Source organism: Rhodanobacter spathiphylli B39 (genome assembly GCF_000264295.1).
GTDB classification, from domain to species: Bacteria; Pseudomonadota; Gammaproteobacteria; order Xanthomonadales; family Rhodanobacteraceae; genus Rhodanobacter; species Rhodanobacter spathiphylli.
On the sequence record NZ_AJXT01000004.1, the window covers coordinates 221639 to 245145 of the forward strand.

Annotated in this window: 24 protein-coding genes; 7 read left to right on the forward strand and 17 right to left on the reverse strand. The window is 67.2% G+C overall.

The window, feature by feature from the left end:
- The first annotated feature begins 19 nt into the window (after positions 1 to 19).
- From UU7_RS01755 to UU7_RS01780, 6 genes are all read left to right on the forward strand, one after another.
- Positions 20 to 1285 carry an acetylglutamate kinase gene (locus UU7_RS01755; protein ID WP_238530874.1) on the forward strand — a complete coding sequence of 422 codons (1266 nt, stop codon included), beginning with the start codon at positions 20 to 22 and terminating at the stop codon, positions 1283 to 1285.
- A gap of 146 nt (positions 1286 to 1431) precedes the next feature.
- Positions 1432 to 2403 (forward strand): N-acetyl-gamma-glutamyl-phosphate reductase, encoded by a 972-nt coding sequence (gene argC, locus UU7_RS01760; protein WP_007804788.1) that lies wholly within the window; start codon positions 1432 to 1434, stop codon positions 2401 to 2403.
- Positions 2400 to 3704, forward strand: a complete 1305-nt coding sequence (locus tag UU7_RS01765) for an argininosuccinate lyase (protein ID WP_007804790.1) — start codon at positions 2400 to 2402, stop codon at positions 3702 to 3704. The genes argC and UU7_RS01765 overlap by 4 nt, the downstream gene beginning before the upstream one ends.
- A gap of 15 nt (positions 3705 to 3719) precedes the next feature.
- Positions 3720 to 4859, forward strand: a complete 1140-nt coding sequence (locus tag UU7_RS01770) for an acyltransferase family protein (RefSeq protein ID WP_007804792.1) — start codon at positions 3720 to 3722, stop codon at positions 4857 to 4859.
- The gene (gene proB, locus UU7_RS01775; protein WP_007804794.1) at positions 4856 to 6025 is read left to right on the forward strand and encodes a glutamate 5-kinase; all 1170 of its coding nucleotides are present in this window, start codon (positions 4856 to 4858) and stop codon (positions 6023 to 6025) included. Before UU7_RS01770 ends, proB begins: the two co-directional genes overlap by 4 nt.
- Positions 6022 to 7284 (forward strand): glutamate-5-semialdehyde dehydrogenase, encoded by a 1263-nt coding sequence (locus UU7_RS01780; RefSeq protein ID WP_007804796.1) that lies wholly within the window; start codon positions 6022 to 6024, stop codon positions 7282 to 7284. Before proB ends, UU7_RS01780 begins: the two co-directional genes overlap by 4 nt.
- A 10-nt stretch (positions 7285 to 7294) precedes the next feature.
- Here UU7_RS01780 and UU7_RS01785 read toward each other — a convergent pair whose 3' ends face one another.
- From UU7_RS01785 to UU7_RS01825, 10 genes are all read right to left on the reverse strand, one after another.
- Complete coding sequence (locus UU7_RS01785) at positions 7295 to 7795, reverse strand: pyridoxamine 5'-phosphate oxidase family protein (RefSeq protein ID WP_007804798.1); 501 nt, start codon at positions 7793 to 7795, stop codon at positions 7295 to 7297.
- Between the two features lie 106 nt (positions 7796 to 7901).
- Complete coding sequence (kynU, locus tag UU7_RS01790) at positions 7902 to 9197, reverse strand: kynureninase (protein ID WP_007804800.1); 1296 nt, start codon at positions 9195 to 9197, stop codon at positions 7902 to 7904.
- 119 nt (positions 9198 to 9316) lie between these two features.
- Complete coding sequence (locus UU7_RS01795) at positions 9317 to 9835, reverse strand: hypothetical protein (RefSeq protein ID WP_007804802.1); 519 nt, start codon at positions 9833 to 9835, stop codon at positions 9317 to 9319.
- Positions 9832 to 10866, reverse strand: a complete 1035-nt coding sequence (locus UU7_RS01800) for an amidohydrolase family protein (RefSeq protein ID WP_007804803.1) — start codon at positions 10864 to 10866, stop codon at positions 9832 to 9834. Before UU7_RS01800 ends, UU7_RS01795 begins: the two co-directional genes overlap by 4 nt.
- A 66-nt stretch (positions 10867 to 10932) precedes the next feature.
- The gene (locus tag UU7_RS01805) at positions 10933 to 13017 is read right to left on the reverse strand and encodes an FUSC family protein (RefSeq protein WP_007804805.1); all 2085 of its coding nucleotides are present in this window, start codon (positions 13015 to 13017) and stop codon (positions 10933 to 10935) included.
- 225 nt (positions 13018 to 13242) lie between these two features.
- Positions 13243 to 13563: a hypothetical protein gene (locus UU7_RS01810; RefSeq protein WP_050981404.1), complete on the reverse strand. Its 321-nt coding sequence runs from the start codon at positions 13561 to 13563 to the stop codon at positions 13243 to 13245.
- 41 nt (positions 13564 to 13604) lie between these two features.
- On the reverse strand, positions 13605 to 14168 hold the full coding sequence (gene efpL, locus UU7_RS01815) for an elongation factor P-like protein EfpL (protein WP_007804811.1): 564 nt from the start codon (positions 14166 to 14168) through the stop codon (positions 13605 to 13607).
- A 146-nt stretch (positions 14169 to 14314) separates the two neighbouring features.
- The gene (locus UU7_RS01820) at positions 14315 to 14527 is read right to left on the reverse strand and encodes a hypothetical protein (RefSeq protein ID WP_007804813.1); all 213 of its coding nucleotides are present in this window, start codon (positions 14525 to 14527) and stop codon (positions 14315 to 14317) included.
- Positions 14517 to 14939, reverse strand: coding sequence for a Tse2 family ADP-ribosyltransferase toxin (locus UU7_RS17540; protein WP_007804815.1), 423 nt, complete (start codon positions 14937 to 14939; stop codon positions 14517 to 14519). Before UU7_RS17540 ends, UU7_RS01820 begins: the two co-directional genes overlap by 11 nt.
- A gap of 48 nt (positions 14940 to 14987) precedes the next feature.
- Entirely contained in the window at positions 14988 to 15755 is a 768-nt protein-coding gene (locus UU7_RS01825) for an SDR family NAD(P)-dependent oxidoreductase (protein ID WP_007804817.1), read from the reverse strand.
- 207 nt (positions 15756 to 15962) lie between these two features.
- Between UU7_RS01825 and UU7_RS01830 the strand changes: the two genes are divergently transcribed.
- The gene (locus UU7_RS01830; RefSeq protein WP_040672741.1) at positions 15963 to 16337 is read left to right on the forward strand and encodes an RcnB family protein; all 375 of its coding nucleotides are present in this window, start codon (positions 15963 to 15965) and stop codon (positions 16335 to 16337) included.
- A 140-nt stretch (positions 16338 to 16477) separates the two neighbouring features.
- Here the strand turns inward: UU7_RS01830 and UU7_RS01835 are convergent, their stop codons facing one another.
- From UU7_RS01835 to UU7_RS01865, 7 genes are all read right to left on the reverse strand, one after another.
- Positions 16478 to 17056 (reverse strand): GNAT family N-acetyltransferase, encoded by a 579-nt coding sequence (locus UU7_RS01835; protein WP_007804821.1) that lies wholly within the window; start codon positions 17054 to 17056, stop codon positions 16478 to 16480.
- Positions 17057 to 17066: 10 nt separating this feature from the next.
- Positions 17067 to 17669 (reverse strand): YdeI/OmpD-associated family protein, encoded by a 603-nt coding sequence (locus tag UU7_RS01840; RefSeq protein ID WP_007804823.1) that lies wholly within the window; start codon positions 17667 to 17669, stop codon positions 17067 to 17069.
- 8 nt (positions 17670 to 17677) lie between these two features.
- Positions 17678 to 18166, reverse strand: coding sequence for a GNAT family N-acetyltransferase (locus UU7_RS01845; protein WP_007804825.1), 489 nt, complete (start codon positions 18164 to 18166; stop codon positions 17678 to 17680).
- Positions 18163 to 19482 (reverse strand): metal-dependent hydrolase family protein, encoded by a 1320-nt coding sequence (locus UU7_RS01850; protein WP_007804827.1) that lies wholly within the window; start codon positions 19480 to 19482, stop codon positions 18163 to 18165. Before UU7_RS01850 ends, UU7_RS01845 begins: the two co-directional genes overlap by 4 nt.
- A 61-nt stretch (positions 19483 to 19543) precedes the next feature.
- Entirely contained in the window at positions 19544 to 20446 is a 903-nt protein-coding gene (locus tag UU7_RS01855) for a hydroxymethylglutaryl-CoA lyase (RefSeq protein ID WP_007804829.1), read from the reverse strand.
- A gap of 176 nt (positions 20447 to 20622) precedes the next feature.
- Entirely contained in the window at positions 20623 to 22611 is a 1989-nt protein-coding gene (locus UU7_RS01860; protein WP_007804831.1) for an acetyl/propionyl/methylcrotonyl-CoA carboxylase subunit alpha, read from the reverse strand.
- Between the two features lie 62 nt (positions 22612 to 22673).
- Positions 22674 to 23468, reverse strand: a complete 795-nt coding sequence (locus tag UU7_RS01865) for an enoyl-CoA hydratase/isomerase family protein (RefSeq protein WP_007804833.1) — start codon at positions 23466 to 23468, stop codon at positions 22674 to 22676.
- Positions 23469 to 23507 lie beyond the last annotated feature (39 nt).

Consider the following 23507-nt stretch of genomic DNA (forward strand, 5'->3'; position numbering starts at 1 on the left):
CGTGCGCCTGCTTTCGAGCATGGGCAGTGCGAAGGAAATCCAGCAATACCTCAAGCGCTTCTCCGAGGTCGATGCCAAGCGTTTCGCCGTGGTCAAGGTCGGCGGCGCGGTGTTGCGCGACGAGCTGGCCGACCTCGCCTCGTCGCTGACCTTCCTGCAGCAGGTGGGTTTGACCCCGATCGTGCTGCATGGCGCCGGTCCGCAACTGGATGAGGAGCTGGCCGCTGCCGGCATCGAGAAGCAGACGATCAACGGCCTGCGCGTGACTTCGCCGAAGGCACTGGGCATCGTGCGCCGCGTGTTCATGCAGCAGAACCTGAAGCTGGTGGAAGCGCTGCAGTCGATGGACACCCGCGCCACCGCGGTGCCGTCGGGCGTGTTCCTGGCCAGCTACCTGGATCGTGACACCTACGGCATGGTCGGCAAGGTCGACAGCATCAACCTGGCGCCGATCGAGGCCAGCCTGCGCGCGAATTCGATCCCGGTGATCGCCAGCCTCGGCGAGACCGACGAGGGACAGATCCTCAACGTCAACGCCGACGTCGCCGCGAACGAACTGGTACGCATGCTGCAGCCGTACAAGATCGTGTTCCTCACCGGCACCGGCGGCCTGCTCGACGAGCACGGCAAGCTGATCGACTCGATCAATCTGTCGACCGAGTTCGACCACCTGATGGCGCAGCCGTGGATCAACGGCGGCATGCGCCTGAAGATCGAGCAGATCGCCGACCTGCTGGCCGATTTGCCGTTGACGTCATCGGTGTCGATCACCCGTCCGGCGGAACTGGCCAAGGAGCTGTTCACCCACAAGGGTTCCGGCACCCTGGTCCGGCGCGGCGAGAAAGTGCTGACGTTCGACTCGTGGGACGGCATCGACCTGCCACGCATGCGCACGCTGATCGAATCGAGTTTCGGCCGTGCCCTGGTGCCCGATTACTTCGAGCGCACCAAGCCGCTTCGCATCTACGTCAGCGAGAACTACCGCGCCGCGATGATCCTCACCGAAGAGGACGGCTTGCCGTACCTGGACAAGTTCGCCGTGCTCGATGACGCCCAGGGCGAAGGCCTGGGCCGGGCGGTGTGGCAGGTGATGCGCGAGGAAAATCCGCGCTTGTTCTGGCGTTCGCGCCACGGCAACCAGGTCAACATTTTCTACTACGCCGAGTCGGACGGCTGCATCAAGCAGCCGCGCTGGAAGGTGTTCTGGTACGGCATCGAGGACCTCGACACGATTTTCCGCTGCGTGGCGCATTGCGCGCAGCGCCAGCCGACACTGGTGGATTGAGCAAGACCAACTCCCTCCCCTGCATGCGGGGGAGGGCTGGGGTGGGGTCGCTCTTGATCTTGCTGTGAAGATCAAAAGCCTCACCCCCTCCCGACCTCCCCCTGCCATGCAGGGGGAGGAGAAAGAAGCATCGCAGGAGTGGATCGGTGACACACGACAAGAAAACCATCGGCATCGTCGGCGCGCGGGGCCACACCGGCACCGAGCTGATCCGCCTGATCGCGGCGCACCCGGCGCTGGAGCTGAGCTTTGTCTCCTCGCGCGAGCTGGACGGCCAGCGCGTCGACGCCCACGTGCCCGAGTATCGCGGCGAACTGCGTTACAGCGCGCCGGCACACGAGGACCTGCCGAAGCTCGGTGCCGACGTGGTGATCCTGGCCCTGCCCAACGGCAAGGCGGCGGCCTGCGTGGAGGCGTTCGACCAGGCCGGTGTCGATCCGATCATCCTCGACCTCTCCGCCGACTATCGCTTCGACAAGCGCTGGTATTACGGCCTGCCCGAACTCGCCCGCGACCAGTGGCGGGGCGAGCGGCGCATCAGCAACCCCGGTTGCTACGCCACCGCGATGCAGCTTTCCATCGCGCCACTGAAGGACCTGCTGGCAGCCCCGCCGGTATGCTTCGGCGTGTCCGGCTACTCCGGCGCGGGCACCACGCCGTCCGACAAGAACGATCCGGAAAAGCTGCGCGACAACCTGATGCCGTATGCACTTACCGGCCACATGCACGAGAAGGAGGCTTCCTTTCAGCTCGGCGTGCCGGTGGAATTCATGCCGCACGTAGCGCCGCATTTCCGCGGCCTCACCGTCACCAGCAACCTGTACCTCAGCCGTCAGCTGAAGCGCGAGGAAGTGCTGCAGCGCTTTCATGCTGCCTACGCGGGCGAGAGGCTGGTCACCGTCCTGGATGATGCGCCGTGGGTCAGCCGCATCGCCCACCAGCACCACGCCGAGATCGGCGGCTTCGCGATGTCTACCGACGGCAAGCGGGTAGTCGTGGTGGCCACGCTGGACAACCTGCTGAAAGGCGCCGCCACGCAAGCCATGCAGAACATCAACCGCGCGATCGGCGTGGATGAATACACCGCCATCCCGCTGCTACAGGACACTTCACGATGACTCAGCCGTTGTGGCAAAAATCCGGCGTCCGGATCGACGCGAAGATCATGAAGTTCCTCGCCGGCGACGACGTGTTGCTCGATCGCGAGTTCTTCCCGCACGACATCACCGCCAGCAAGGCGCACGTGGAAGGCTTGGCCAATATCGGCGTGGTCAGCGCCGACGAGGCCGCGGCCTTGAGGCGCGAGCTGGATGCGCTGGCGGTGGATTTCGCCAGTGGCGCGTTCGTGCTGGACGAGCGTTTCGAGGACGGCCACTCGGCGATCGAGGCACGCCTCACCGAGCGCCTGGGCGACGCCGGTCGCCGCGTGCATACCGGCCGCAGCCGCAACGACCAGATCCTGGTCGCCACGCGGCTGTGGCTGAAGGACAAGCTGGCCGCGCTGGAAGCGCATTGCCGCGCGATCGCCGAAGTCTGCCTCGATCGTGCCGCGCAGCCGGCCGTGCCGCTGCCGGGTTACACCCACCTGCAGCGCGCGGTGGTGTCCTCCACGGCGATGTGGTTTGCTGGCTTCGCCGAAGGCTTCATCGACAATGCCCTGCGTGCGCGGCAGACGCTGGGGCTGATCGACGCCAACCCGCTCGGCACTGCAGCCGGTTACGGCGTGAACCTGAGGCTCGACCGCGAGCACACCACGCAGGCGCTGGGATTCGCCCGCATGCAGGTCAGCCCGATCTACGCCCAGCTGTCGCGGGGCAAGTTCGAGATGGCGGTGCTGGAGGCGATCGGCGGCGCGCTGCTCGACCTGCGCCGGCTGGCCTGGGACCTGTCGCTGTTCACCACCGCCGAGTTTGACTTCGTCAAGCTGCCGTCCGAGTACACCACCGGCAGCTCGATCATGCCGAACAAGCGCAACCCCGACGTGATCGAGCTGCTGCGCGCCAGCTACGCCAGCGTGGCCGCCGCGCGCACCGAGATCGAGCAACTGCTGTCGCTGCCCTCCGGCTACCAGCGCGACCTGCAGTTCTCCAAGGGTTCGATCTTCCACGGCGTGCGCCACGGCCTGATGGCGCTGGAACTGGTGCCTGACTTGCTGGCGCGATTCGCCTGGAACGAAGCGGCCATGCGCGCGGCGATCGAACCGGCGATGTACGCCACCGACGTGGCGATCGAGCAGGCCGCCGCCGGCGTGCCGTTCCGCGACGCGTATCGCGCCGCGGCGGAGTCGGCTGTATCAGCCGGCGAAGGACGTACACCGGAAAGCAGCCTGGCGCAGCGCGTGTCACCTGGTGCGGCCGCCGATCTTCGGCTGGACGAACTGGCCGCGCGACTCGCCGCGATTGCGCGCGTGGCAGACTGAGGCGACACTCGATCCATGTCACGTCAGCACCCATCCAACAACTTCGACGCGGTGCGGTTGGTGGCTGCATCCACGGTGCTCTGTGCGCATCAGGCCGCATTGAGCGGGCGTCCGGAACCTCAGCCGTTTGGACTGCTGACGCTGGGCACCATGGGCGTCCTCGTGTTTTTCGCGGTCAGTGGCTACCTGGTGGCGCAAAGCTGGGACCGGGACCCGCATGTCCTGCGTTTCGCCGCCAAGCGTTTCCTGAGGGTATGGCCGGGGTTGGCCGTGGTCACGGTCGTCGCGGCACTGGTGCTGGGACCTTTGGTCACGCAGACCCCTCTGGGTGACTATTTTCGCTCACCGGTCACCTGGGACTATTTTTCCCAGCTGTATTTTGGCATTCGCCTGTTCTTGCCTGGAGTATTCGAGCACGCATTGTTTCCGGGGGTGAATGGCTCGCTGTGGACCATTCCGATCGAAGTGCGCTGGTACGGCATTCTCATGCTGGCCGGACTGTGCGGTCTGCTGCGCCCCCGTTTTCGCTACCTGCTGCTGTTGCTGATCATCGGATATGCGGCTTACATCTTCTTGGTCTTCGACGTCCAGCACAATCCCCAGGCACGGTTCCTTCGGCCGGATTTTGGCTGCGAGTACGGCAGTTACTTCTGCTACGGCGTGCTGCTCTACCACTTCCGCGACATTTGGCGCAAACGCGGCCTGTGGATGACTGGCGCGCTCGTGGTGGCTGCCGCCGGAGCGGTGGCGCTGGACCACGGCTATACCGCGCTGTTCCTGCTTTTGCCCTGGCTGGTCATCCGCCTTGGCACATTTTCCACCCCGGTGATACGCCGTTTCGGCCGTTTTGGAGACTTCTCCTACGGCATCTACATCTACGCGTACATGCTGCAGCAGCTGACCTTGTCGCTGATGGGCATCCATCACCCGTACTGGTTGGGTCTGCTGGTGTCGGCCGTCTGTGTCATGGTTTGCGCGGTGCTTTCATGGCACTTCGTCGAACGGCCGGCACTGGATCTCAAGCGCTATCTGCCCGGTGCGCTGCGCCCGGCAGGTGAAGAGACCAAGCCGGATGCAACGCTATCGTTGCAGGGCATCCCGGGTACAGGTGCTTCGGTTATTGCATTGCCTGCCTCCGGCGATCGCGCGCCATGAAGACGTCGGGGGAAATCACCAGTCAGTCTCTGCCGCCATGGCGCCGCGCCGTGCTGAAGGTGGGCAGCAACCTGCTTGCCGCCGATGGTGGCGGCCTCACGCCGCGCTACGCCGAAGCGCTGGCGGGTTTCATCGCGGCCAGCCATGCCGATGGCCGTGAAGTGGTGCTGGTGTCTTCCGGTGCGGTGGCGGCGGGACGGGCGTTGTTGCGGCAGCATGCGAGCGACAGTGGCGGGTTGGTCGCGCGGCAGGCGCTGGCGGCGCTGGGGCAGGCGCCGATGATCGCGCTGTGGCAGTCGTTGTCCGCGCGGCCGGTGGCGCAGGTGCTGCTGACCCACGACGACCTGCGCAACCGCCGTCGTTACCTCAACGCACGCGCCACGCTGCGCGAGCTGCTGCAGCTTGGCGTGCTGCCAGTGATCAACGAGAACGATACCGTGTCGGTGGACGAGCTGAAGCTTGGCGACAACGACAACCTCGCCGCGATCGTGGCGGCGCTGGTCGACGCCGACCTGTTGCTGATCGCCTCCGACGTCGATGCGCTGTACAGCGCCGACCCGCGCCGCGACCCGGCCGCCACGCCGATCACGCATGTGGCCGCGCTGACGCCGCAGATCCTGGCGATGGCCGGCGACAGCGGCAGCGTGGCCGGCACCGGCGGCATGCGCACGAAACTGGAAGCCGCGACCAAGGCTGCGGCCGCTGGCATTGCCACCGTGCTGTTCAGCGGTCGCGAGGCGGCCACCGTGCAGGCGCTGCGCGACGGCCAGTTGCGCGGCACCCTGATCGCCGCGTCGTCGAGCCGGATGCAGGCACGCAAATACTGGTTGCGCCATGCCCCGGCGGCCAGCGGACGGGTTCGCGTCGACGCGGGCGCGGCGCGCGCACTGGCCGGCGGTCGCGTCTCGCTGTTGCCCGGCGGCGTGCTGGACGCGCAGGGCGAGTTCCATCGCGGCGACCTGGTCGAGATCGCCGATGCCGACGGCCGCGCGATCGCACGCGGCATCAGCCAGTACGGCGCCGCCGAGGTGCGTCGACTGGCCGGCCGGCACAGCCGCGAGATCGACGGGGTGCTCGGCTACAGCTACGGCGACGAAGTGGTGCATCGCGACGACCTCATCACCATGGACAGCCCGGTCGCGCCGGGCCAGGAGATCAGCGCATGAGCACGATCAGGGAGCAGGCGCTGGCCTGTCGCGATGCCGCCCAGGTCGTCGCCGCGCTGGACAGCGACGCGAAGCGGGCCCTGCTGCGCGACATGGCAGGCGCACTGGAAGCACGTTCGGCCGACGTGCTGCGGGCCAATGCGCGCGACATGCAGGCGGCCGCCGACAAGGGCGTGCAGGGTGCGATGCTCGACCGCCTGCGGCTGGACGAGGCGCGGGTGGCCGGCATCGCCAACGCATTGCGCGAGGTGGCCGAGCTGCCCGATCCGGTCGGCGTGACGACCCGCCGCGAGACGCGGCCGAACGGCCTGTCGATCGAGCGCGTGCGCATCCCCCTCGGCGTGATCGCGATGATCTACGAGGCGCGCCCCAACGTCACCGCCGACGCCGCTGCGCTGTGCCTGATGGCGGGCAACGCGGTGATCCTGCGCGGTGGTTCCGAGGCGATCCATTCCAACACCGCGATCGCCGCCGCGTTGAAGTCCGCCCTGGAAGCGCACGGCGTGCCTGCTGCCGCGCTGACCCTGGTCGAGGACCTGCGCCGCGAGACGATGGTGGAATTGCTGCAGCTGGTCGACGTCGTCGACCTCGCGATCCCGCGCGGCGGCGAAGGCCTGATCCGCTTCGTGGCCGAGCACGCGCGCGTGCCGGTGATCAAGCACTACAAGGGCGTCTGCCATCTGTACGTGGATCGCGCCGCCGATCCCGAGCTCGCCTTGAACCTGCTGATCGACGGCAAGACCTCACGTCCCGGCGTGTGCAATGCGCTGGAAACCCTGCTGGTTCATCGTGCTGTCGCCGCCAGCCTCCTGCCGCGCGCGGCGCAGGCCTTGCGCCAACGTGGCGTCGAACTGCGCGGCGACGAAGCCAGTCGCGCCCTGGTACCCGACATCCAGCCCGCGACCGACGACGACTACGCCGCCGAATTCCTGGACCTGATCCTGGCGGTGCGCGTGGTCGACGATCTCGATGCAGCGATCGCCCACATCCGCCGTTACGGTTCGGACCACACCGAAGTCATCGCCACCGCCGACGAAGCGGCTGCTTTACGTTTCGTGCAGGCGATTCGTTCCGCCGTGGTGATGGTCAACGCCTCCTCGCGTTTCAGCGATGGTGGCGAGCTGGGCCTCGGCGCCGAGATCGGCATTTCCACCACTCGCCTGCACGCCTATGGCCCGATGGGCGCCGAGGCGCTCACGGTGGAGCGCTTCGTGGTGCGCGGGGAAGGGCAGGTGAGGCATCCGCAGAGCCGGATCTGAACGGGGGCGCTCAGCCTTCCAGATGTCCCTGCTTGCCCAGATCGCCGGGTTCGTCGTCGAGCATGCCGCGCGCGAGGTCGAAGGCCCGTGCGATGAAATTGCCTTCCGCTTCCCAGTAGTTCGCATCGCGCACCCGCACGCGCAGGACCATCAGGTTCGGATCGTCTCTCCCTTCCGGGAAGAAGACCTTCTGCACCGGTGACCACAATTCGCCGATGGTGTCCTCGTCGCGATCCATGCGCGCCCGCCCCCGCACCGAAACGTAGCGCGCTTCGCCCGGATGCGCATACGCGAGGTTCACTTCCGCGTCGTCGGTAAGTTCCTCGACCTTGTGGCTGTTGGCGGCGGTGAAGAAGATGATCTCGCCGTTGGCATCGATCTTCAGCGTCTGCAGCGGACGGCTGACCAGCGAGCCGTCCGCTGCATGCGTGGTCATCATCGCCACCTCGATGTCATCGATCATCTCGCCCAGCTTGTACAGGTCGCTGTCACGCGGTGCTTCGTTCTTCATGAGGTTTCCTGCCGGTTGAAAACCGCATCATCAACGGGCAGGGCTCAATATCCGATGAAATCGACGTGCAGCCGGTGGCAACTGGGTGATGCGCCGCGAGTCGGAGTCAGCCGGTTCGATGCCACTGGCCGACCGCCTCCGCAAACGCCAGGCAATCCGCGAACCGGTTGTACAGCGGCGCGGGAGAGATGCGGATGACGTCGGGTTCGCGCCAGTCGCCGATGATGCCGTTGGCCATCAGGTGTTCGAACAGGGCGCGGCCCTGTTCGCGGCCGGCGATGACGCGGATGGAGAGCTGGGCGCCGCGGCGGTCGGGTTCGGCGGGAGTCACCACTTGCAGCACGTCGGCGAGCCGGGTCTGTACCAGCCACTCGAGGTAGCCGGTGAGCTGCAGGGATTTTTCGCGCAGTGCCGCGATGCCGGCGCGGCGGAAAATTTCCAGCGATACGCGCAGCGGGGCCAACGCGAGGATCGGCGGGTTGGAGAGCTGCCAGCCGTCGGCGCCGATGGTGGGCTGGAACTCGGGGCCCATCTGGAAACGGGTGGTCTTGTCGTGGCCCCACCAGCCGGCGAAGCGCGGCAGCACGGCGGTGGCGTGGCGTTCGTGCACGAAGGCGCCGCCGACGGCGCCGGGGCCGCTGTTGAGGTATTTGTAGCTGCACCAGATCGCGAAGTCGGCGCCGCTGTCGTGCAATTGCAGCGGCAGATTGCCGACGGCGTGGGCGAGGTCGAAGCCGACGGTGCAGCCGTGGCGGTGGCCGAGTTCAGTGATGGCCTTGAGGTCGAACGCCTGGCCGGTGCGGTACTGCACGCCGGGCAGCATCACCAGCGCGATGCGCGAGCCGTGTTCGGCCAGTGCGCGTTCGATCGCGGCGAGCGAGGTGGTGCCGTTGGCTTCGTCCGGCTGCAGCTCGATCAGCGCGGTGGCCGGATCGAAGCCGTGGAAACGGATCTGCGACTCCACCGCGTAACGGTCGGTGGGAAACGCGCCGCCCTCGATCAGGATCGCCGGACGCTCGGCAGTGGGGCGGTAGAAGCTGACCATCATCAGGTGCAGGTTCACGCCCAGGGTGTTCATCGCCACCACTTCGACGGGTAGCGCGCCGACCACGGCGGCGAGGTCGTCGCGCACGAACTCGTGGTAGTCCATCCACGGCAGGCGGCCCTTGAAGTGGCCTTCGACGCCCAGCTCGCCCCAGTAGTCCAGTTCCGCGTTGACTGCTTCGCGCACCGCGCGTGGCTGCAGGCCCAGCGAGTTGCCGCAGAAGTACACGCTGTCTGACGGCCGGCTGTCGCGACCTTCGTGCGGCGGGATCAGGAATTCGTCGCGGAACGCGCGCAACGGATCGGCGGCGTCGCGGGCATTGGCCCAGTCGTGGGTGGCTTCGAACGTGACGGACATCGGGATTTCTCTTGGAGTCGGAGCCTCCGGCTGCTTTCAGGGGAGGTCGGGTGAGGCGAGGAGCCAGAGCGACCCCACCCCAACCCTCCCCTGCGTTGCAGGGGAGGGAGCGGTACGAGTTACTTCAATTGCGCGGCGAGCGCGGCGCAGCCCTTGTCGAACTCGGCTTTCCAGGCGGCACCGGCCTGGGTTTCGCTGGGGCGCATGCAGCGCAGCTGGATGGCGTGGCCGTTCTTGAACCAGTAGTGCTCGGTGTAGCTGAAGGCGGTGCCGTTTTCCTGCGCGGTGTAGATGTTGCTGTTGGGGCCGGGCGGCGTGTCGGCGACCTTGTAGCCGGGCAGCGCCATCGCCTTGGCGGTGGCTTCGCTGCGGTACTGGTTGAAGCTGTTGACGTCGGCGACCTGCTTCACCGTGACGGTGACGCGGGCGAGGCTGTTCCTGCCGGTGGGCGAGGGGTCGGGCACCTGGAACACGTGGGCTTCGGGGTCGCCCTGGGTTTCCATGATGCCCAGCCAGCTGTCGGGCGTGCTGAAGGTGACGGTGCCGTCGGCCATGCTGACGTCGGTGGCGTGCACGCCCGTGGCGAGCAGGGTGGCTGCGAACGCGATGGCGAGGGTGGTGCTGCGCAAGAGGTTCATGCGGATGCCTTCGAAAGGGAATCGGGAGCGAAGCGATGGAGAGGCAGGCCCAGCCATTCCAGCGCGGTGCCGTGGAACAGCCGCGCGCGGTCGGTGTCGTCCAGGCCCAGCGCCTCGATGCCGCTGCCGGGTTCCTGCTCCCCCAGCGGGAAAGGATAGTCGGTGCCCAGCATTACCTGGTGGACACCGGTCACATCCAGCAGGTAGCGCAGCGCCTGGTCGTCATGCACGCAGGAGTCGAAATAGAAGCGCTTGAGGTATTCGCGGGGGTTGCGCGGGTTGTCGGTGGCGACCAGGTCCGGGCGCATCTTGAAGCCGTGCTCGATGCGGCCGATGGTCGAGGGGAAACTGCCGCCGCCGTGGGCCAGCATCACGCGCAGTTTGGGCAGGCGTTCCAGCACGCCGCCGAAGGCCAGGCAGCAGGCGGCGCGCGATTGCTCGGCCGGCATGCCGACCAGCCACGGCATCCAGTATTTCGGCATGCTGGCCATGCCCATCATGTCCCACGGGTGCACCAGGATCGCCGCGCCGAGGTCGGCGGCGGCCTCGAAGAAGGGAAACAGCTCGGGCGCGTCCAGGTTCCAGTCGCCACAGTGCGAGCCGATCTGCACGCCCTGCAGGCCCAGCTCGTCGATGCAGCGCTCCAGCTCGCGGATGGCCAGGTCCGGCGCCTGCAGCGGCACCGTGCCGATGCCGGCGTAATGGCGCGGGTAGTCGCGGCACAACCCGGCCATGTGGTTGTTCAGATGGCGATGCAGTTCCAGTGCCTGGTGGCCCGGTGCCCAGTACGAAAACAGCACCGGCACGGTGGAGATCACCTGCACGTCGACGCCGAAGCGGGCGTAGTCGTCGATGCGCGTCTGCGGATCGAACGCCGAATCCCACACTTCGCGGAAGAAGCGGCTGTCCTTGTAGATGCGGTGTCGCCCGTCGGTATGGGTCATCACCGGAAAGCGGTCGTCGCCGTACTTGGCGGCCAGGTTCGGCCAGTCGCGGGGCAGGATGTGCGCGTGGGTATCGATCTTGAGCATCCGCGCAGTGTAAAACCTCCGCGCCGCGGCGTCGCGCCGCAGTGCGGAGGCGTGCGGCGGGATGGTTTACGGGGCCGGCGCGCCGTCGGAGCGGCTGCGGTTCATCACGTGGGCCAGGGTGTTGATGTTGTCCACCAGACGGTCGCTGATCCGCGCCAGCAGGTCGGCGGCGACGCGGTCGTCGCTTTCCCGCACCGAGGCGACCAGGGCGCGCTGCATGGCGCGCAGGTCGGGCAGGGCGTCGGCCATGCGCTGTTCGCGCAGCGCGCTGGCCAGGGCTTGCAGATTGGCGGCCGCCTGTTCGACGAAGCGGCCCAGGGCAGTCTGGTCGGGCAGCGCGGAGAGATCGTCGAGGGTGGCCTCCAGCGTCATCGCGGTGCGCGCCAGCCGGTTGCCGTTGGCGAACAGGGCGCGTGCCAGCGCCAGCAGTTCCGGCGGCGTGGCCGGTTCAGTGCGCATGCGGTCGATCGAGGCCTGCGCGTTGGTGCGGGCGGTGCGCGCCGCGGTGCGCGTGTCGCGATGGGCGGCGCTCTGCGCGGGTTGCGCCAGCGCGTGCAGGTAGCTGGCGTAGGCATCCAGCATCACCGCCAGCGCAGCACGGGCGCGACCGCGCTCCCAGGTCGGCCACGCCACGTAGGCGAGCAAGGCCATGCCGCAACCCAGGGCGGTGTTGATCACCCGGTCCGACACCGCCAGTCCGGGATTGACGCCCTCGAACGACAGCAGGATCACCACGGTGCCGGTCAGCGTCGCCACCGCGATGCCGTAGTGGGCGCCGGCGAGATAGCGGAAGGCCATGCACAGCACCGCCATCAGGGCCAGGTGCGCCCAGGGTTCGTCGGGCGTGATGTGCAGCAGTACCGTGGTCAGCACCAGGCCCAGCACGGTGCCGAGCACGCGCAGCAGGCCGAAATTGAAGGTGGCGGCGAAGTCGGGCCGCAGCACGATCGCCGCGGTCATCGGCAGCCAGTAGCCGTGCGGCAACTGCAGCAGACGCGAGACCCACAAGGCGACGCTGAGGCAGACCGCCATCCGCACGGCATGCCGGAACGCCACCGAGCGCGGGGTGAGGCTGGCGCGCAAGGTGGCCAGGGCCGAGCTGCTGCGCAAGGCCTTCGGCAGGCGGGTTTCCGCCGCGCTGGCACGCAGCTCGCCGCGGCTGCCGGCCCAGTCGGCGTTGCGCACGGCGGCGGCCAGCTGGCCGGCCAGCGCGTGGATGTGCGCGGCCAGTCCGTGCAGCGTGCCACCGCCATCGAGCAGCGCCTGCTCGCTGGCGCGCAAGGTCTGCAGTGCACGACCGGCCTGCTCGGGCGACTCGCCCTGTTCCAGCGCGGTGGCAATGGCCGCCAGCACCCGCGCGGCGTCGTCGCGGAACAGGCCGTGGATTGCCGGGTCCGCGTGCAGCTCGCTCATCGCGGTGAGTTCCAGCCGGATCCGCTCGGCCAGTTCCAGCAACACGCCGAAGGCCTCCATCGCGCGGCCATGGGCGCGGTGGCGACCCAGCAGGGTCTGCTGCAGCGTGGTCATCGCCTCGGTCAGCGCCGGCACCTCGGCGTCGTCGTGGTTCTGTTGCCGGGCCAGCGCGGCCAGACCGCTGTAGACATTGGCCAGTGCCAGACGCTCCGGCCAGTAGCGCTGCAGCGGCCACGCGGCCAGCGAAAACGAGGTCAGCAGCAGGCCACCGGCGAAGATCAGCGCGGCGCCGCCAAAGGCGTGTCCCAGCGAGCTCGGCGTGGAGGCGGTGATCACCAGCAGGATCATGCTGGTCATGCCGACCCGCGCGGTGTCGGTGCCGAACACCACCAGCAGCCCGCCAAAGAAACCGCAGGCGGCCGTGGCGATCAGCATGGGCAGCAGCTGCCCGCCGATCAGGAAGCCGACCAGCGCGGCGAGCCCGGCTGCCAGCGACGCCAGCAGCAGCTGGCGCATGCGCTGGCGATATGGCCCCGGCTGGTCGGAGAACATCGTGTCCAGCGCACCGGCGGCCACGCCCAGGCCGATCTGCGGATAGCCGGTGGCCATGCCCACGGCCAGTGGCAGCACCACCGCCGCGGTATTGCGCACCACCACCCGCCACGGCACGTCCGGCCGCTTGATGACGGTGAGGCTTTCGATCGCGTGGGCGCGTAGCGAATAACCGCTGGGGGGCATGGATATCGGGTCGCGGTGACGTGGGAACGTTGATTCTGCACTACGCGGGCGCAGGTCGTGGCGCGCAGCCGCTCAGGGCCTGTGAAGAAAACCACGTCCTGTGGTTTTCTTCTATCGCGCGTCCGGTACATGCCCGGACGTGCTCACGCGGATCAGTCACTGGCGTGCCCGATCCGCGGTCGGCCGTGCCTGGCCGACCTGAGAGGTTGAAAAACTCACAACCTCTCAGTCGTCCGCCCCGGCGTCCGCCGGCATGCCGTCTTCGTCGAAAGCGCCCAGCCGCTCGCTGATGCGTGGATCGTTGCGGTAGCGTTTGCGCAGTGTCTTGAGGTCGCGCGGCAATGCGTTGCAGCGCAACTCGTCCATCCGGCGATTGACCGCGACATCGCGCGCGGAGCCGTCACCGCCGAATTCGCCTGCGAAATGCAGGCAGTTTTCGCTGCGTGCGATGAACTTCGTCACCGGTCGGGGCCAGTCCGCGTCGCCCGCCCGGGCGGGCAACGCGGAAGCCGCCTGGATGACCAGCGCGGCGAACAGCAGGGCCAACCTGCTGCCTCGCCCGCGCCGGTTCGCCTGCATCAGCGGCCTCAGGCGCGCCCGGCGAACTCGCCGGTGAGCGTGTTCACCCATACCTTCTCGTCGTTGCTGATGTACTCGGGCACCTGCACCTCGATGCCGGTGTTGAGCTTCGCCGGCTTGTTGCGCTTGGTGGCGCTGGAGCCCTTCATTTCCGGAGCCGTGTCGACCACGGTCAGCACGATGCTGGTGGGCACCTGCAGGCCGACCGGCGCGTCGTCGATCAGCTGCACGTAATAGCCTTCGGTGTCCTCGACGACGTAGCCGGCGTTGTCGCCGACCAGTTCGGGCGAGAGCAGGTACTGGGTGTAATCCTCCGCGTCCATGAAGACGAACGCGTCGCCATCCATGTAGGAGAAGTTCGCCGCGCGGCGAACCAGGTCCATCTCGCGCAACTCGTCATCGGCGCGCAGGCTGAGGTCGAACTTGCGTGCGCCGGGGATCGAATACAGGGTGAAGCGGAAGGTGACGTTGCCGCCACGCGCGCTGGGCGAGCTGCGCTCGATGTCACGCACCTGGTAGACGGTGCCGTCATGCTCGACCACGTTGCCTTTCTTGACGTCGGAAGCTTTCATAAATTCACAAGGGCGTTGAAGTGAGGTCAGGGAGGGAGACAGGGCGAAAGGAGGGTCGCGCTGACAATGATGTTTCAGATGGACTGGGCAATTTGCCCAGAGCTCGTGAAGATGATCCCTCCTGTTTTCTTCACGACTATTCGTTTTCAACCTAGAATAAGTTGGTACTCTTCCTTTGCAGCAATCTTGAGTGACTGCAAGATCCCTTGCAAATCCTGGATTTTCTCGTCGTATTTCAACTGTTGATCTTCGTCAGTGGACATGGCCGAGAGCTTCTCGAGTCGACTTTCGTAGTGCTTGAGCGCTTCCCAGAGCAAATGATATTCGCTGACGATGGGATGGAATCCTTTAGCCGACATTCGAAATACTCCCGGAGGCGAGCAACTGAACGCGAGTTCTGTCCAGTCCAAGCTCTTCGAGTGCCCCCAGATACTTTTTCAGCGGCATATTATTTGCGGGGGCGATCATGTAATGGCCTTCATGGCCGGGGCGTTTATCTTTGACCAACTTGAGCTCGGAAGGAATTTGTGCTCCTTTCTTGATGCGCCATATCTTCTTGCCAGGCTTCCTCATGATCGGCGTCAAATGATCAAATGCTGAAAAACCATTGCCATTGGCTTGAACGGTCTCGATGCCATCCTGTTTGATGATAACTATATCGGTGCGTGCCCGATCTTCCGTAAACGCCGGCCATGTACCGTTTCCCATTCGGTAAAGGTCTTTTGTGAATTCGGCTACATCCAAAATGTAGATGTCTTCTGGACTGATCATTTCGCTTCTCCTTGTCGCAGTGACTTGCTGCCTGACCGGGTCGATATCTTACTTCGCTGCCAAGCGCACTGCGCCGTCCAGCCGGATCGTCTCGCCGTTGATGTAGCGATTGCCCAGGATGAAGGCGACGGTGCTGGCGTATTCGTTGGGCTGGCCCAGGCGCGGGGGGAACGGGATCGAGGCGGACAGCGACTGCTGCACGGACTCGGGCATGCCGTCGACCATCGGCGTCCAGAAGATGCCCGGGGCGATCGTCGCCACGCGGATGCCGAAGCGGGCCAGTTCGCGCGCCATCGGCAGGGTCATGCCGACCACGCCGCCTTTCGATGCCGAGTAGGCGGCCTGGCCGATCTGGCCTTCGTAGGCGGCGACGGAAGCGGTGTTGATGATCACGCCGCGCTCGCCGTCTTCGCCCGCTTCGTTGTTCTGCATCAGCGCGGCGCCGGCCTTGGCCACGTTGAAGCTGCCGACCAGGTTCACCATCACCGTGCCGGAGAAGGTGGCCAGCGGCATCGCGCCTTCCTTGCCCAGCACGCGGCCGGCGCCCAGGATGCCGGCGCAGTTGATCACCACGTTGAGGCCGCCCATCGCGTGATGCGCGGCGGCCACGTTGGTGGCCACGCCGTCCTCGGAGGTGACGTCGGTGCGGAAGAAGCGGGCGGTGGCTCCCAGTTCCTTCGCCGCGGCGTGGCCCTTGTCCTCGTTGACGTCGAACAGCGCCACCTGGCCGCCATGGGCCACCAAATGCTGCGCTACCGCGTTGCCGAGGCCGGAAGCCCCGCCGGTGATGATTGCCTTGACCTGATCGAGCTGCATGGGAAATCCTTGCTACCGGTGCCGAAAAACCACCATGGTAGCCGACCGGCGCCTGCGACTGCAGGCTGAACATCAAAGCCTGTCGCGACAGGGGATTCACGCGGCGTTGGGGTGATTCCGGCCATGTTGGCGTCGAACCGCCAGGCAGGTCTTTCCGTAGTCGTCACGACGGTTCCTTCCAACCAACGCAAGGGCGCAACCATGAACATGAAAAAGCTGCTGAGTCTTTCTGTGGCATGTGGCGTGGGGCTGATGCTGGCCAGCGGCTCCGTGCTGGCACAGGATCACGGCCGGGGTCACGGCCATGGCCACGATCGCGACCGACATGGCTACAACGACCATCGCGGCCATGATCACGGTCATTACTCGAACTGGCGCGACCGCGGCCGCCACGAAGGCTGGTACCGACGCGGTGGCTACCTGCCGGTGGAATACCGCACCCGTTACGTGGTGACCGACTGGCGTCACGACCGTCTGCGTCCGCCGCCCCGCGGCTACCACTGGGTGCGCAGCGACAACGGTGACTTCCTGCTGGTGGCGATCGCCACCGGAGCGATCGTCGACCTGCTGCTCAACCAGTAAGCGCCGGTCCGGCGATGACGGATGAAGGCGTGCCCGCCACGGCGGGCACGCCTTTTTCATCGCGTTGGCCGTAGGGCGGGCACCGCCCGCCGCTCTTCCTCACGACGTCGACGTGCCAGAGCCGGCGGGCAGTGCCCGCCCTACGCGCTTTGGCCCCGGTCTTCCAGCAGCGAATGCAATGGCGCCGGCGGAAGCCGGGGAAACGGCGTGACGGCGATGGGCGGATTCGCCGCAGGCTGCAGTTCCTTCTGCCACACGCCCACGTCCCACCATTGCCCCAGCTTGTAACCGCACTGGCGCCACACGCCGGCGGCAGTGAAACCCATCGCCTCGTGCATCGCCACGCTGACCGTGCCGGGCAGGGTGATCACGCCCACGGCCTGGGTGATGCCCTGCAGGCGCATCACGTCCAGCAGCACGCCGTAGAGCTTGCGGGCGATGCCGCGGCGATGCGCGTCGGCGCGCACGTAGATCGAGGTTTCGGCCATCCAGTCGTAGGCGGCGCGTTCGCGGAAGCGCCCGGCATAGGCATAGGCCAGGACCTCGCCGGCCTCCTCCCACACCAGCCACGGGTAGTGCTGCAGGCGCGTGCGCAGGCGTTCGCGCATCGCGTCCACGCCGGGCAGTGCGGTCTCGAAGGTGGCCACGCCGTCGCTGACCGACGGCGCGTAGATGGCATGGATGGCGGCGGCGTCGTCGTCGCGGGCGGTGCGGATCATCGGGCGGCCTTCAGCATTTCTCGTACTTCCAGTTGCGCTTCCTGCCTTCGGCCAGCCACTCCAGGGTGGTGGCGAGGCGTTTCTGGCGGGTGGCTTCGGTCTTCGCCTCGGTGATCCAGTCGACGTACTCGCGCTGCGCGCCGGGGCCGAAGCCTTCCCAGGTCTTGCGCGCGGCGGCGTGCTGCTTCCGGGCGAGCGCCGCGGCCAGTTCGTCCGGCGGGGTCGGTGCGGGTTTCGCAGCGGCCTTCGGACGGGCCTTCTTCACGCCCGCTTCGTTCAAGGCCATCGCCTTTTTCAGGTACGTGGCCAGTTGCTTGTCTGCCGGCAGATCCTTCGGCGTCGCGAGCTTGCCGAACTGCCCCATGCCGTCCTCGTCGCTGCCACCGGTCACTTCCTTCGACAGCCAGAAACCGAAGCTGCAGTGCTGCTTGAACGCGGCCATCATGCACATCGGCGCGGCCTTGTAGCTGAAGAACGGCATGCTCCACTTGATGCCTTCCTCCACCTCGGGGCAGGCGGCGTGCACGCGTTTGCGCAGGTGCTCGAGAATCGGTCGGGCGAACTCGGCGGATTTCGCGATATAGGCATCGATGCGCGGATCGTGGTTCGACATGGCCCACCTCACAGGTCGCGGATGAAGAAGCGGTCGCAACTGAAATGCCCGGTGCCGCCCATCGGCGCGCACAGCGCGGTGAAGCCGCTGCGCTTGTACAGAGCCTGCGCCGCGTCCATCCCGGTCAGCGTCTCCAGGTAGCAGCGGCGAAAGCCGTGCGTGCGGGCCGCGTCGAGGCAGCGCTCCATCATCGCCGTGCCGGCGCCGATGCCGCGCGCGGCGGGCAGGAAGTACATCTTGCGCAGTTCGCACACATCCGGCTCGGCGTTCTGCAGGGGCGCCACGCCGCCACCGCCGATCACCGTGCCGTCGCGCTCGACCACGAAGTAGCTGCTGCGCGGTTGGGCGTAGGACTCGTGCATCGTGTCGACTTCGGCGTCGTGGATCGCGAAGCCGGGGCCGTCGGCGCCGAACTCGGGCATCACGGCGCGGATGATCGCGGCCATCGCCGCGTTGTCGGTTGGTGCGATGGGGCGGATCAGGAATGCGTCAGTCATGGGGTCGCTGCGGGAGTCAGATAGGGGAGGCCGGCCTTCATCACGAAGACCGGGTGTTGCAGCGCATCGATCTGCGTGCTCGGATCACCGCTGAACGCCGCGAGATCGGCAGCCAGGCCGGGCGCGATGCGACCGAAACGCTGCGACTGGCGCAGGATCTTCGCCGCCACGTCGGTGGCCGCGTGCAATGCCTGCGCGGGGGTCATGCCGTCGGCCACCATCGCCGCCGGTTCGCGCCAGTTCTCGCCGTGGCGGAACACGCCCACGTCGCTGCCGTTGCCGATCGTGACGCCCAGCTTCAGGGCGCTGCGGAAGGCTTGTTCGGCTTCGCGCATGCGCTCGGTCGGCTCACTCTTGCCCGGCACGTAGTTCTGGAAATATTCGGCGGTGGACTCGACCGCGGTGAGCGTGGGCTCGTAGGCGGTGCCATGTTGCTTCATCAGCTTGAAGGTGGCCTCGCTGGCGCCGTAGCCGTGTTCCACGCTGTCCACGCCGGCCTCCACCGCCATCCGTACGCCGGCATCGCTGGCGGCGTGCACGGCCACCGGGCGGCCGATCTGGTGCGCGGTATCGATCAGCGCCCTCAACTCGGCCGGGGTGAAGGTGGGTGCGGTGGCACCATCGGGGCCGACGCGGTAGTCGCCGTAGATCTTGATCCAGTCGGCGCCGCGCGCGGCCTGTTCGCGCACCGCCGCCATCGCCTGGTCGACGCCGCTGATTTCCTGCGCGCCGCCGACCAGGGTGAGGTCGGGACGGAAACCCCGCGGGCCCGGGCCGTAGCTGGCGGTGGCGACGATCGCGCGGGTGGCCACGAACAATCGCGGGCCGGGGATCAGGCCTTCCTCGATCGCGCGCTTCACCGAGACATCGGCAAAGCCGGCTCCTTCGGTGCCCAGGTCGCGCAGCGTGGTGAAGCCGGCGAGCAAGGTGTCGCGCGCGTGTTTTGCCGCCAGCAGCGTGCGGTAGTCCTGCGGCTCGGTCAGCACCTGGTCGTTCCACAGCGTCTCGTTGTACGGATGCAGGAACAGGTGCGAGTGCAGGTCGATCAGGCCCGGTGTGAGCGTGGCGCCGGGCAGCTCGACGCGGCGTGCATCGGCGGGCGCGTGGAGGGAGGCGGCCGGACCGACTGCGGCGATCGTGCCGTCGTGCACCAGCACGGCCCAGCCTGCGTGCACGACATCGCCGTCGGCGGTCCAGACACGTTCGGGCAGCAGCAACCAGTCGCCCTTAGGCGTGGCGGCACCGGCGGACAGGCTGCAGGACAGGATCAGCACTGCCGCCGCCGTCCGCCACCAGGTCATCAGGCTTGTGCGCATCGCTTCATCTCGTCGACCGAAAGCCGATGATAGTGATCGCGATCGGGATTTCGCGAGTGGCTCAGGCCACGGCCGTCCGCGCGCGGGTGACCCGGCTGGCGGTGTCCTTGTGCAGTTGCGCGGCGAGCCAGGCGCCGGTGGCGACCAGCAGGTCGAGGTCGATGCCGGTCTCGATGCCCATGCCGTGCAGCATGTAGACCACGTCCTCGCTGGCCACGTTGCCGGTGGCGCCCTTCGCGTACGGACAGCCGCCGGTGCCGGAAACGGCGCTGTCGACCACTCGCACGCCTTCTTCCAGGCAGGCCAGGATGTTCGCCAGCGCCTGGCCGTAGGTGTCGTGGAAATGCACGGCCAGCGCCGCCATCGGCACCTCCTGCGCCACCGCGTGCAGCATCGCGCGTGCCTTGGCCGGCGTGCCCACGCCGATGGTGTCGCCCAGCGAGATTTCATGGCAGCCCAGCTCGTGCAGGCGCCGCGCCACGCGCACCACGTCGCTGAGCGGCACCTCGCCCTGGTACGGACAGCCGAGCACGGTGGAGACGTAGCCGCGTACCTGCACGCCGTCGGCCCGGGCCTGTTCCATCACCGGGATGAAGCGTTCGATGGATTCGTCGATCGAGGCGTTGATGTTCTTGCGGTTGAACGCTTCCGATGCGGCGGTGAACACGGCGATCTCGGTGGCGCCGACTTCGCGCGCCCGCGCGTAGCCCTGCAGGTTCGGCACCAGCACCGGGTAGCTCACGCCTGGCAGCTTGCGGATGCGGGTGAACACCTCGGCGGCGTCGGCCAGTTGCGGCACCCATTTCGGGCTGACGAAACTGGTCGCCTCGATGGACTTGAGGCCAGTGGCGGAGAGCCGGTCGATCAGCGCGACCTTCACCTCGGCCGGCAGCAGGGTCTTCTCGTTCTGCAGGCCGTCGCGGGCGCCGACTTCGACGATGCGGACGTGGTTGGAGGTGTTCATGAAAAAGCTCCGGAGGACATCATTTCCCTTCTCCCCTCGGCGACTATAAGGAGTCCCCTTGTGGGTGAGAAGGTGCCCCCGAAGGGGCGGATGAGGGTGCGAGGCCGGTGCGGGCATTTCGCTCCGGCCGAACCCTCACCCCAACCCCTCTCCCGAGGGGAGAGGGGCTTTAAAGCTCAGTCGGCAAAGCGGACCAGCACGGCGTCGGCTTCGACAAACTCGCCCTGCGTGGCGTTGATGCTTTCGATGGTGCCGGCGCGCGGTGCCTTCAAGGCCAGTTCCATCTTCATCGCTTCCATCACCAGCAGTTCCTGGCCCTGCTCGACCGTGTCGCCGGCGTTGGCTTTCACCAGCACGATGCGGCCCGGCATCGGGGCGATGATCTGGTTGCCGCCGGCGGCGTCGGTCGCTTCCCAGGCGAAGGCGGCGGCCCGGCTGAAGCGGTAGCGCTGGCCGTGGGCGTCATGCAGCAGCACGTGGGCGGCATCGACACGCAGAGGCACACGCTGTGACTCGCCGGCGAAGCGGGCGCTGAGACCATCGTCGAGCAGACGCGCGCCACGCACTTCGCAGGCGGCTGCGCCGCGGCGCAGCTGGTAGTTGCCGGCGTGGCCGTGGGCGTCGATGTCGTAGCGCTGTTCGCGCCAGGTCAGCGCCACGATGCGCTTGCCGGCGTGGCCGATGCGCCAGGCGTCGGCACGGGCCCAGGGCGAATGCGGGTCGGTCGCGTTGCCCCTGATGCTGGCTTCGTCGTGGAGCAGGACAGCGGTGGCGGCGGCGAACAGCACGGTGTCGCCCGGCACCACGTCGCCGACCAGGAACTCTTCAAGGTGGCGATCGAGATATCCGGTATCGATGTTGCCTTCGACCACGACGGGATGGCGCACCAGCCGCTCGAGGAAGCCGATGTTGGATTTCGGGCCGATGATCTCGCTGGCGGCCAGCGCTTCGCGCATGCGCTGCAGGGCCTTCGGGCGGTCCTCATCCCACACGATCAGCTTGGCGATCATCGGGTCGTAGAAGATCGTCACCGTGTCGCCCTCGATCACGCCGCCGTCGAGGCGCACGTGCTGCGAAGGACTCGGCAGGCGCAGCGTCTGCAACTTGCCGGAGCCGGGCAGGAAATTCTGGTCAGGGTCTTCGGCGTACAGGCGTACTTCGATCGCGTGGCCCCGCGAAACCACGTCTTGCTGGGCCAGCGGCAGCGGTTCGCCATCGGCGATGCGCAACTGCCACTCGACCAGGTCCACGCTGTGGGTCAGCTCGGTGACCGGGTGCTCGACCTGCAGCCGCGTGTTCATTTCCATGAAGTGGAAATCGCCCGCGGGGCCGACGATGAATTCCACCGTGCCGGCGCCCACGTAGTTAACCGCGCGGGCGGCGGCCACCGCGGCGGCGCCCATGTCGGCGCGCTTTTCCGGGGTGAGGAAGGGCGAGGGCGTTTCCTCCAGCACCTTCTGGTAGCGGCGTTGCGCGGAACATTCGCGCTCACCGAGGTGGATGATGTTGCCGTGGCGGTCGCCGAAGATCTGGAACTCGATGTGGCGCGGGTGTTCCACATAACGCTCCAGCAGCATCGAGGCGTCGCCGAAGGCGGCCTGCGCCACGCGTTGGGCGGTGGCCAGCGCCTCGGGGAATTCGGCGTCCGAGCGCACGATCTGCATGCCCTTGCCGCCGCCGCCTGCCGAGGGCTTGATGATCAGCGGATAGCCGACCTGGTGCGCCTGTTCGGCGAGGAAGACGTTGTCCTGCTGGTCGCCGCTGTAGCCGGGTACCAGCGGCACGTCGTGCCTCGCCATCAGCTGCTTGGCGGCGGCTTTCGACCCCATCGCCTCGATGCTTTCGGGGTCCGGACCGATGAACACGATGCCGGCGTCCCTGCAGGCGCGCGAGAAGGCGGTGTTCTCCGACAGGAAGCCGTAGCCGGGATGGATCGCCTGGGCGCCGCTGTTCTTCGCCGCATCGAGAATGGCGTCGATGCGCAGGTAGGAATCGGCCGGCAGCGGACCGCCGATCGGCCACGCCTCGTCGGCCAGCCGCACATGCTGCGCGTCCTGGTCCGCCTCCGAATACACCGCGATGGTGTGGATGCCGAGGCGGCGGCAGGTGCGGATCACGCGGCAGGCGATCTCACCGCGGTTGGCTATCAGTACACGTTCGAACATGCGAGTCCCTGGAAGCGTTCGTGTCGATGCAAAGCGTCTAAAACTAGCAGATCGCGGCGCGCTTACGGTTGCGCCACCCATGCCGGCGCGCGCTTGTCGAGGAAGGCGCCCAGCCCGTGCTGGCCTTCGGGAGAGACGCGCAGGCGGGCGATCAGTGCGGCGTTTTCGGTATCGATGCGTTCGGCTTCGGCCGGATCGGCGCCGCCGATGCGCAAGGCCAGCTGCTTGGCCTCGCGCTGGGCCAGCGGACCGGCCTTGGCCAGGAAATGCAGCTGGCGCTCGATCGCCTCGTCCAGTTCGCTGCCGGTCGACACCGCATGCAGCAGGCCGATCCGGTGCGCCTCGGCGGCGTCGAAGACCTCGCCGCTGACGAACAGCCGGCGTGCCTCGCGCAGGCCGATCGCGGCGATCACGTAGGGCGAGATCACTGCCGGCACCAGGCCCAGCTTCACTTCGGACAGCGCGAACTTGGCGGTGTCCACGCCGATCGCGATGTCGCAGCAGGCGACCAGGCCCACGCCACCGCCATACGCGGCGCCGTTGACCCGCGCGATGGTCGGCTTGGACAGGAACTGCAGGTTGCGCATCAGCCGCGCCAGGCGCAGCGAATCCTCGCGGTTTTCCTGTTCGCTGGCGCCGGCCATGCCGCGCATCCAGTTCAGGTCGGCGCCGGCGGAGAAACAGCTGCCGCTGCCGGTGAGCACCACCGCGCGCACGGCCGGATCGGCGTCGGCCCGGGCCAGCGCCTCGGTCAGCGCGGCGATCAGCGCGTCGTCGAACGCGTTGTGGATCTGCGGGCGGTTCAGCGTGAGCCAGGCGACCGCGCCGCGGCGTTCGCTGAGGATGGAATCGGTCATCAGGTCGTCCCCGCAAATAACGCGATGATAAACGTTGTC

Bases quoted from the DNA above. Each gene is read 5' to 3' on its own strand.
- UU7_RS01755 (WP_238530874.1), top strand. From the start codon at position 20: ATGGGCAGTGCGAAGGAAATCCAGCAATACCTCAAGCGCTTCTCCGAG.
- UU7_RS01835 (WP_007804821.1), bottom strand. From the start codon at position 17,056: ATGATCCGCACCGCCCGCGACGACGACGCCGCCGCCATCCATGCCATC.
- UU7_RS01805 (WP_007804805.1), bottom strand. From the start codon at position 13,017: ATGCCCCCCAGCGGTTATTCGCTACGCGCCCACGCGATCGAAAGCCTC.
- UU7_RS01840 (WP_007804823.1), bottom strand. From the start codon at position 17,669: ATGTCGAACCACGATCCGCGCATCGATGCCTATATCGCGAAATCCGCC.
- efpL (WP_007804811.1), bottom strand. From the start codon at position 14,168: ATGAAAGCTTCCGACGTCAAGAAAGGCAACGTGGTCGAGCATGACGGC.
- UU7_RS01785 (WP_007804798.1), bottom strand. From the start codon at position 7,795: ATGAAGAACGAAGCACCGCGTGACAGCGACCTGTACAAGCTGGGCGAG.
- kynU (WP_007804800.1), bottom strand. From the start codon at position 9,197: ATGTCCGTCACGTTCGAAGCCACCCACGACTGGGCCAATGCCCGCGAC.
- UU7_RS01765 (WP_007804790.1), top strand. From the start codon at position 2,400: ATGACTCAGCCGTTGTGGCAAAAATCCGGCGTCCGGATCGACGCGAAG.
- UU7_RS01800 (WP_007804803.1), bottom strand. From the start codon at position 10,866: ATGCTCAAGATCGATACCCACGCGCACATCCTGCCCCGCGACTGGCCG.
- UU7_RS01820 (WP_007804813.1), bottom strand. From the start codon at position 14,527: ATGTCGGCTAAAGGATTCCATCCCATCGTCAGCGAATATCATTTGCTC.
- UU7_RS01830 (WP_040672741.1), top strand. From the start codon at position 15,963: ATGAAAAAGCTGCTGAGTCTTTCTGTGGCATGTGGCGTGGGGCTGATG.
- UU7_RS01855 (WP_007804829.1), bottom strand. From the start codon at position 20,446: ATGAACACCTCCAACCACGTCCGCATCGTCGAAGTCGGCGCCCGCGAC.
- proB (WP_007804794.1), top strand. From the start codon at position 4,856: ATGAAGACGTCGGGGGAAATCACCAGTCAGTCTCTGCCGCCATGGCGC.
- UU7_RS01850 (WP_007804827.1), bottom strand. From the start codon at position 19,482: ATGCGCACAAGCCTGATGACCTGGTGGCGGACGGCGGCGGCAGTGCTG.
- UU7_RS01825 (WP_007804817.1), bottom strand. From the start codon at position 15,755: ATGCAGCTCGATCAGGTCAAGGCAATCATCACCGGCGGGGCTTCCGGC.
- UU7_RS01770 (WP_007804792.1), top strand. From the start codon at position 3,720: ATGTCACGTCAGCACCCATCCAACAACTTCGACGCGGTGCGGTTGGTG.
- UU7_RS17540 (WP_007804815.1), bottom strand. From the start codon at position 14,939: ATGATCAGTCCAGAAGACATCTACATTTTGGATGTAGCCGAATTCACA.
- UU7_RS01865 (WP_007804833.1), bottom strand. From the start codon at position 23,468: ATGACCGATTCCATCCTCAGCGAACGCCGCGGCGCGGTCGCCTGGCTC.
- UU7_RS01795 (WP_007804802.1), bottom strand. From the start codon at position 9,835: ATGAACCTCTTGCGCAGCACCACCCTCGCCATCGCGTTCGCAGCCACC.
- UU7_RS01845 (WP_007804825.1), bottom strand. From the start codon at position 18,166: ATGACTGACGCATTCCTGATCCGCCCCATCGCACCAACCGACAACGCG.
- UU7_RS01780 (WP_007804796.1), top strand. From the start codon at position 6,022: ATGAGCACGATCAGGGAGCAGGCGCTGGCCTGTCGCGATGCCGCCCAG.
- UU7_RS01860 (WP_007804831.1), bottom strand. From the start codon at position 22,611: ATGTTCGAACGTGTACTGATAGCCAACCGCGGTGAGATCGCCTGCCGC.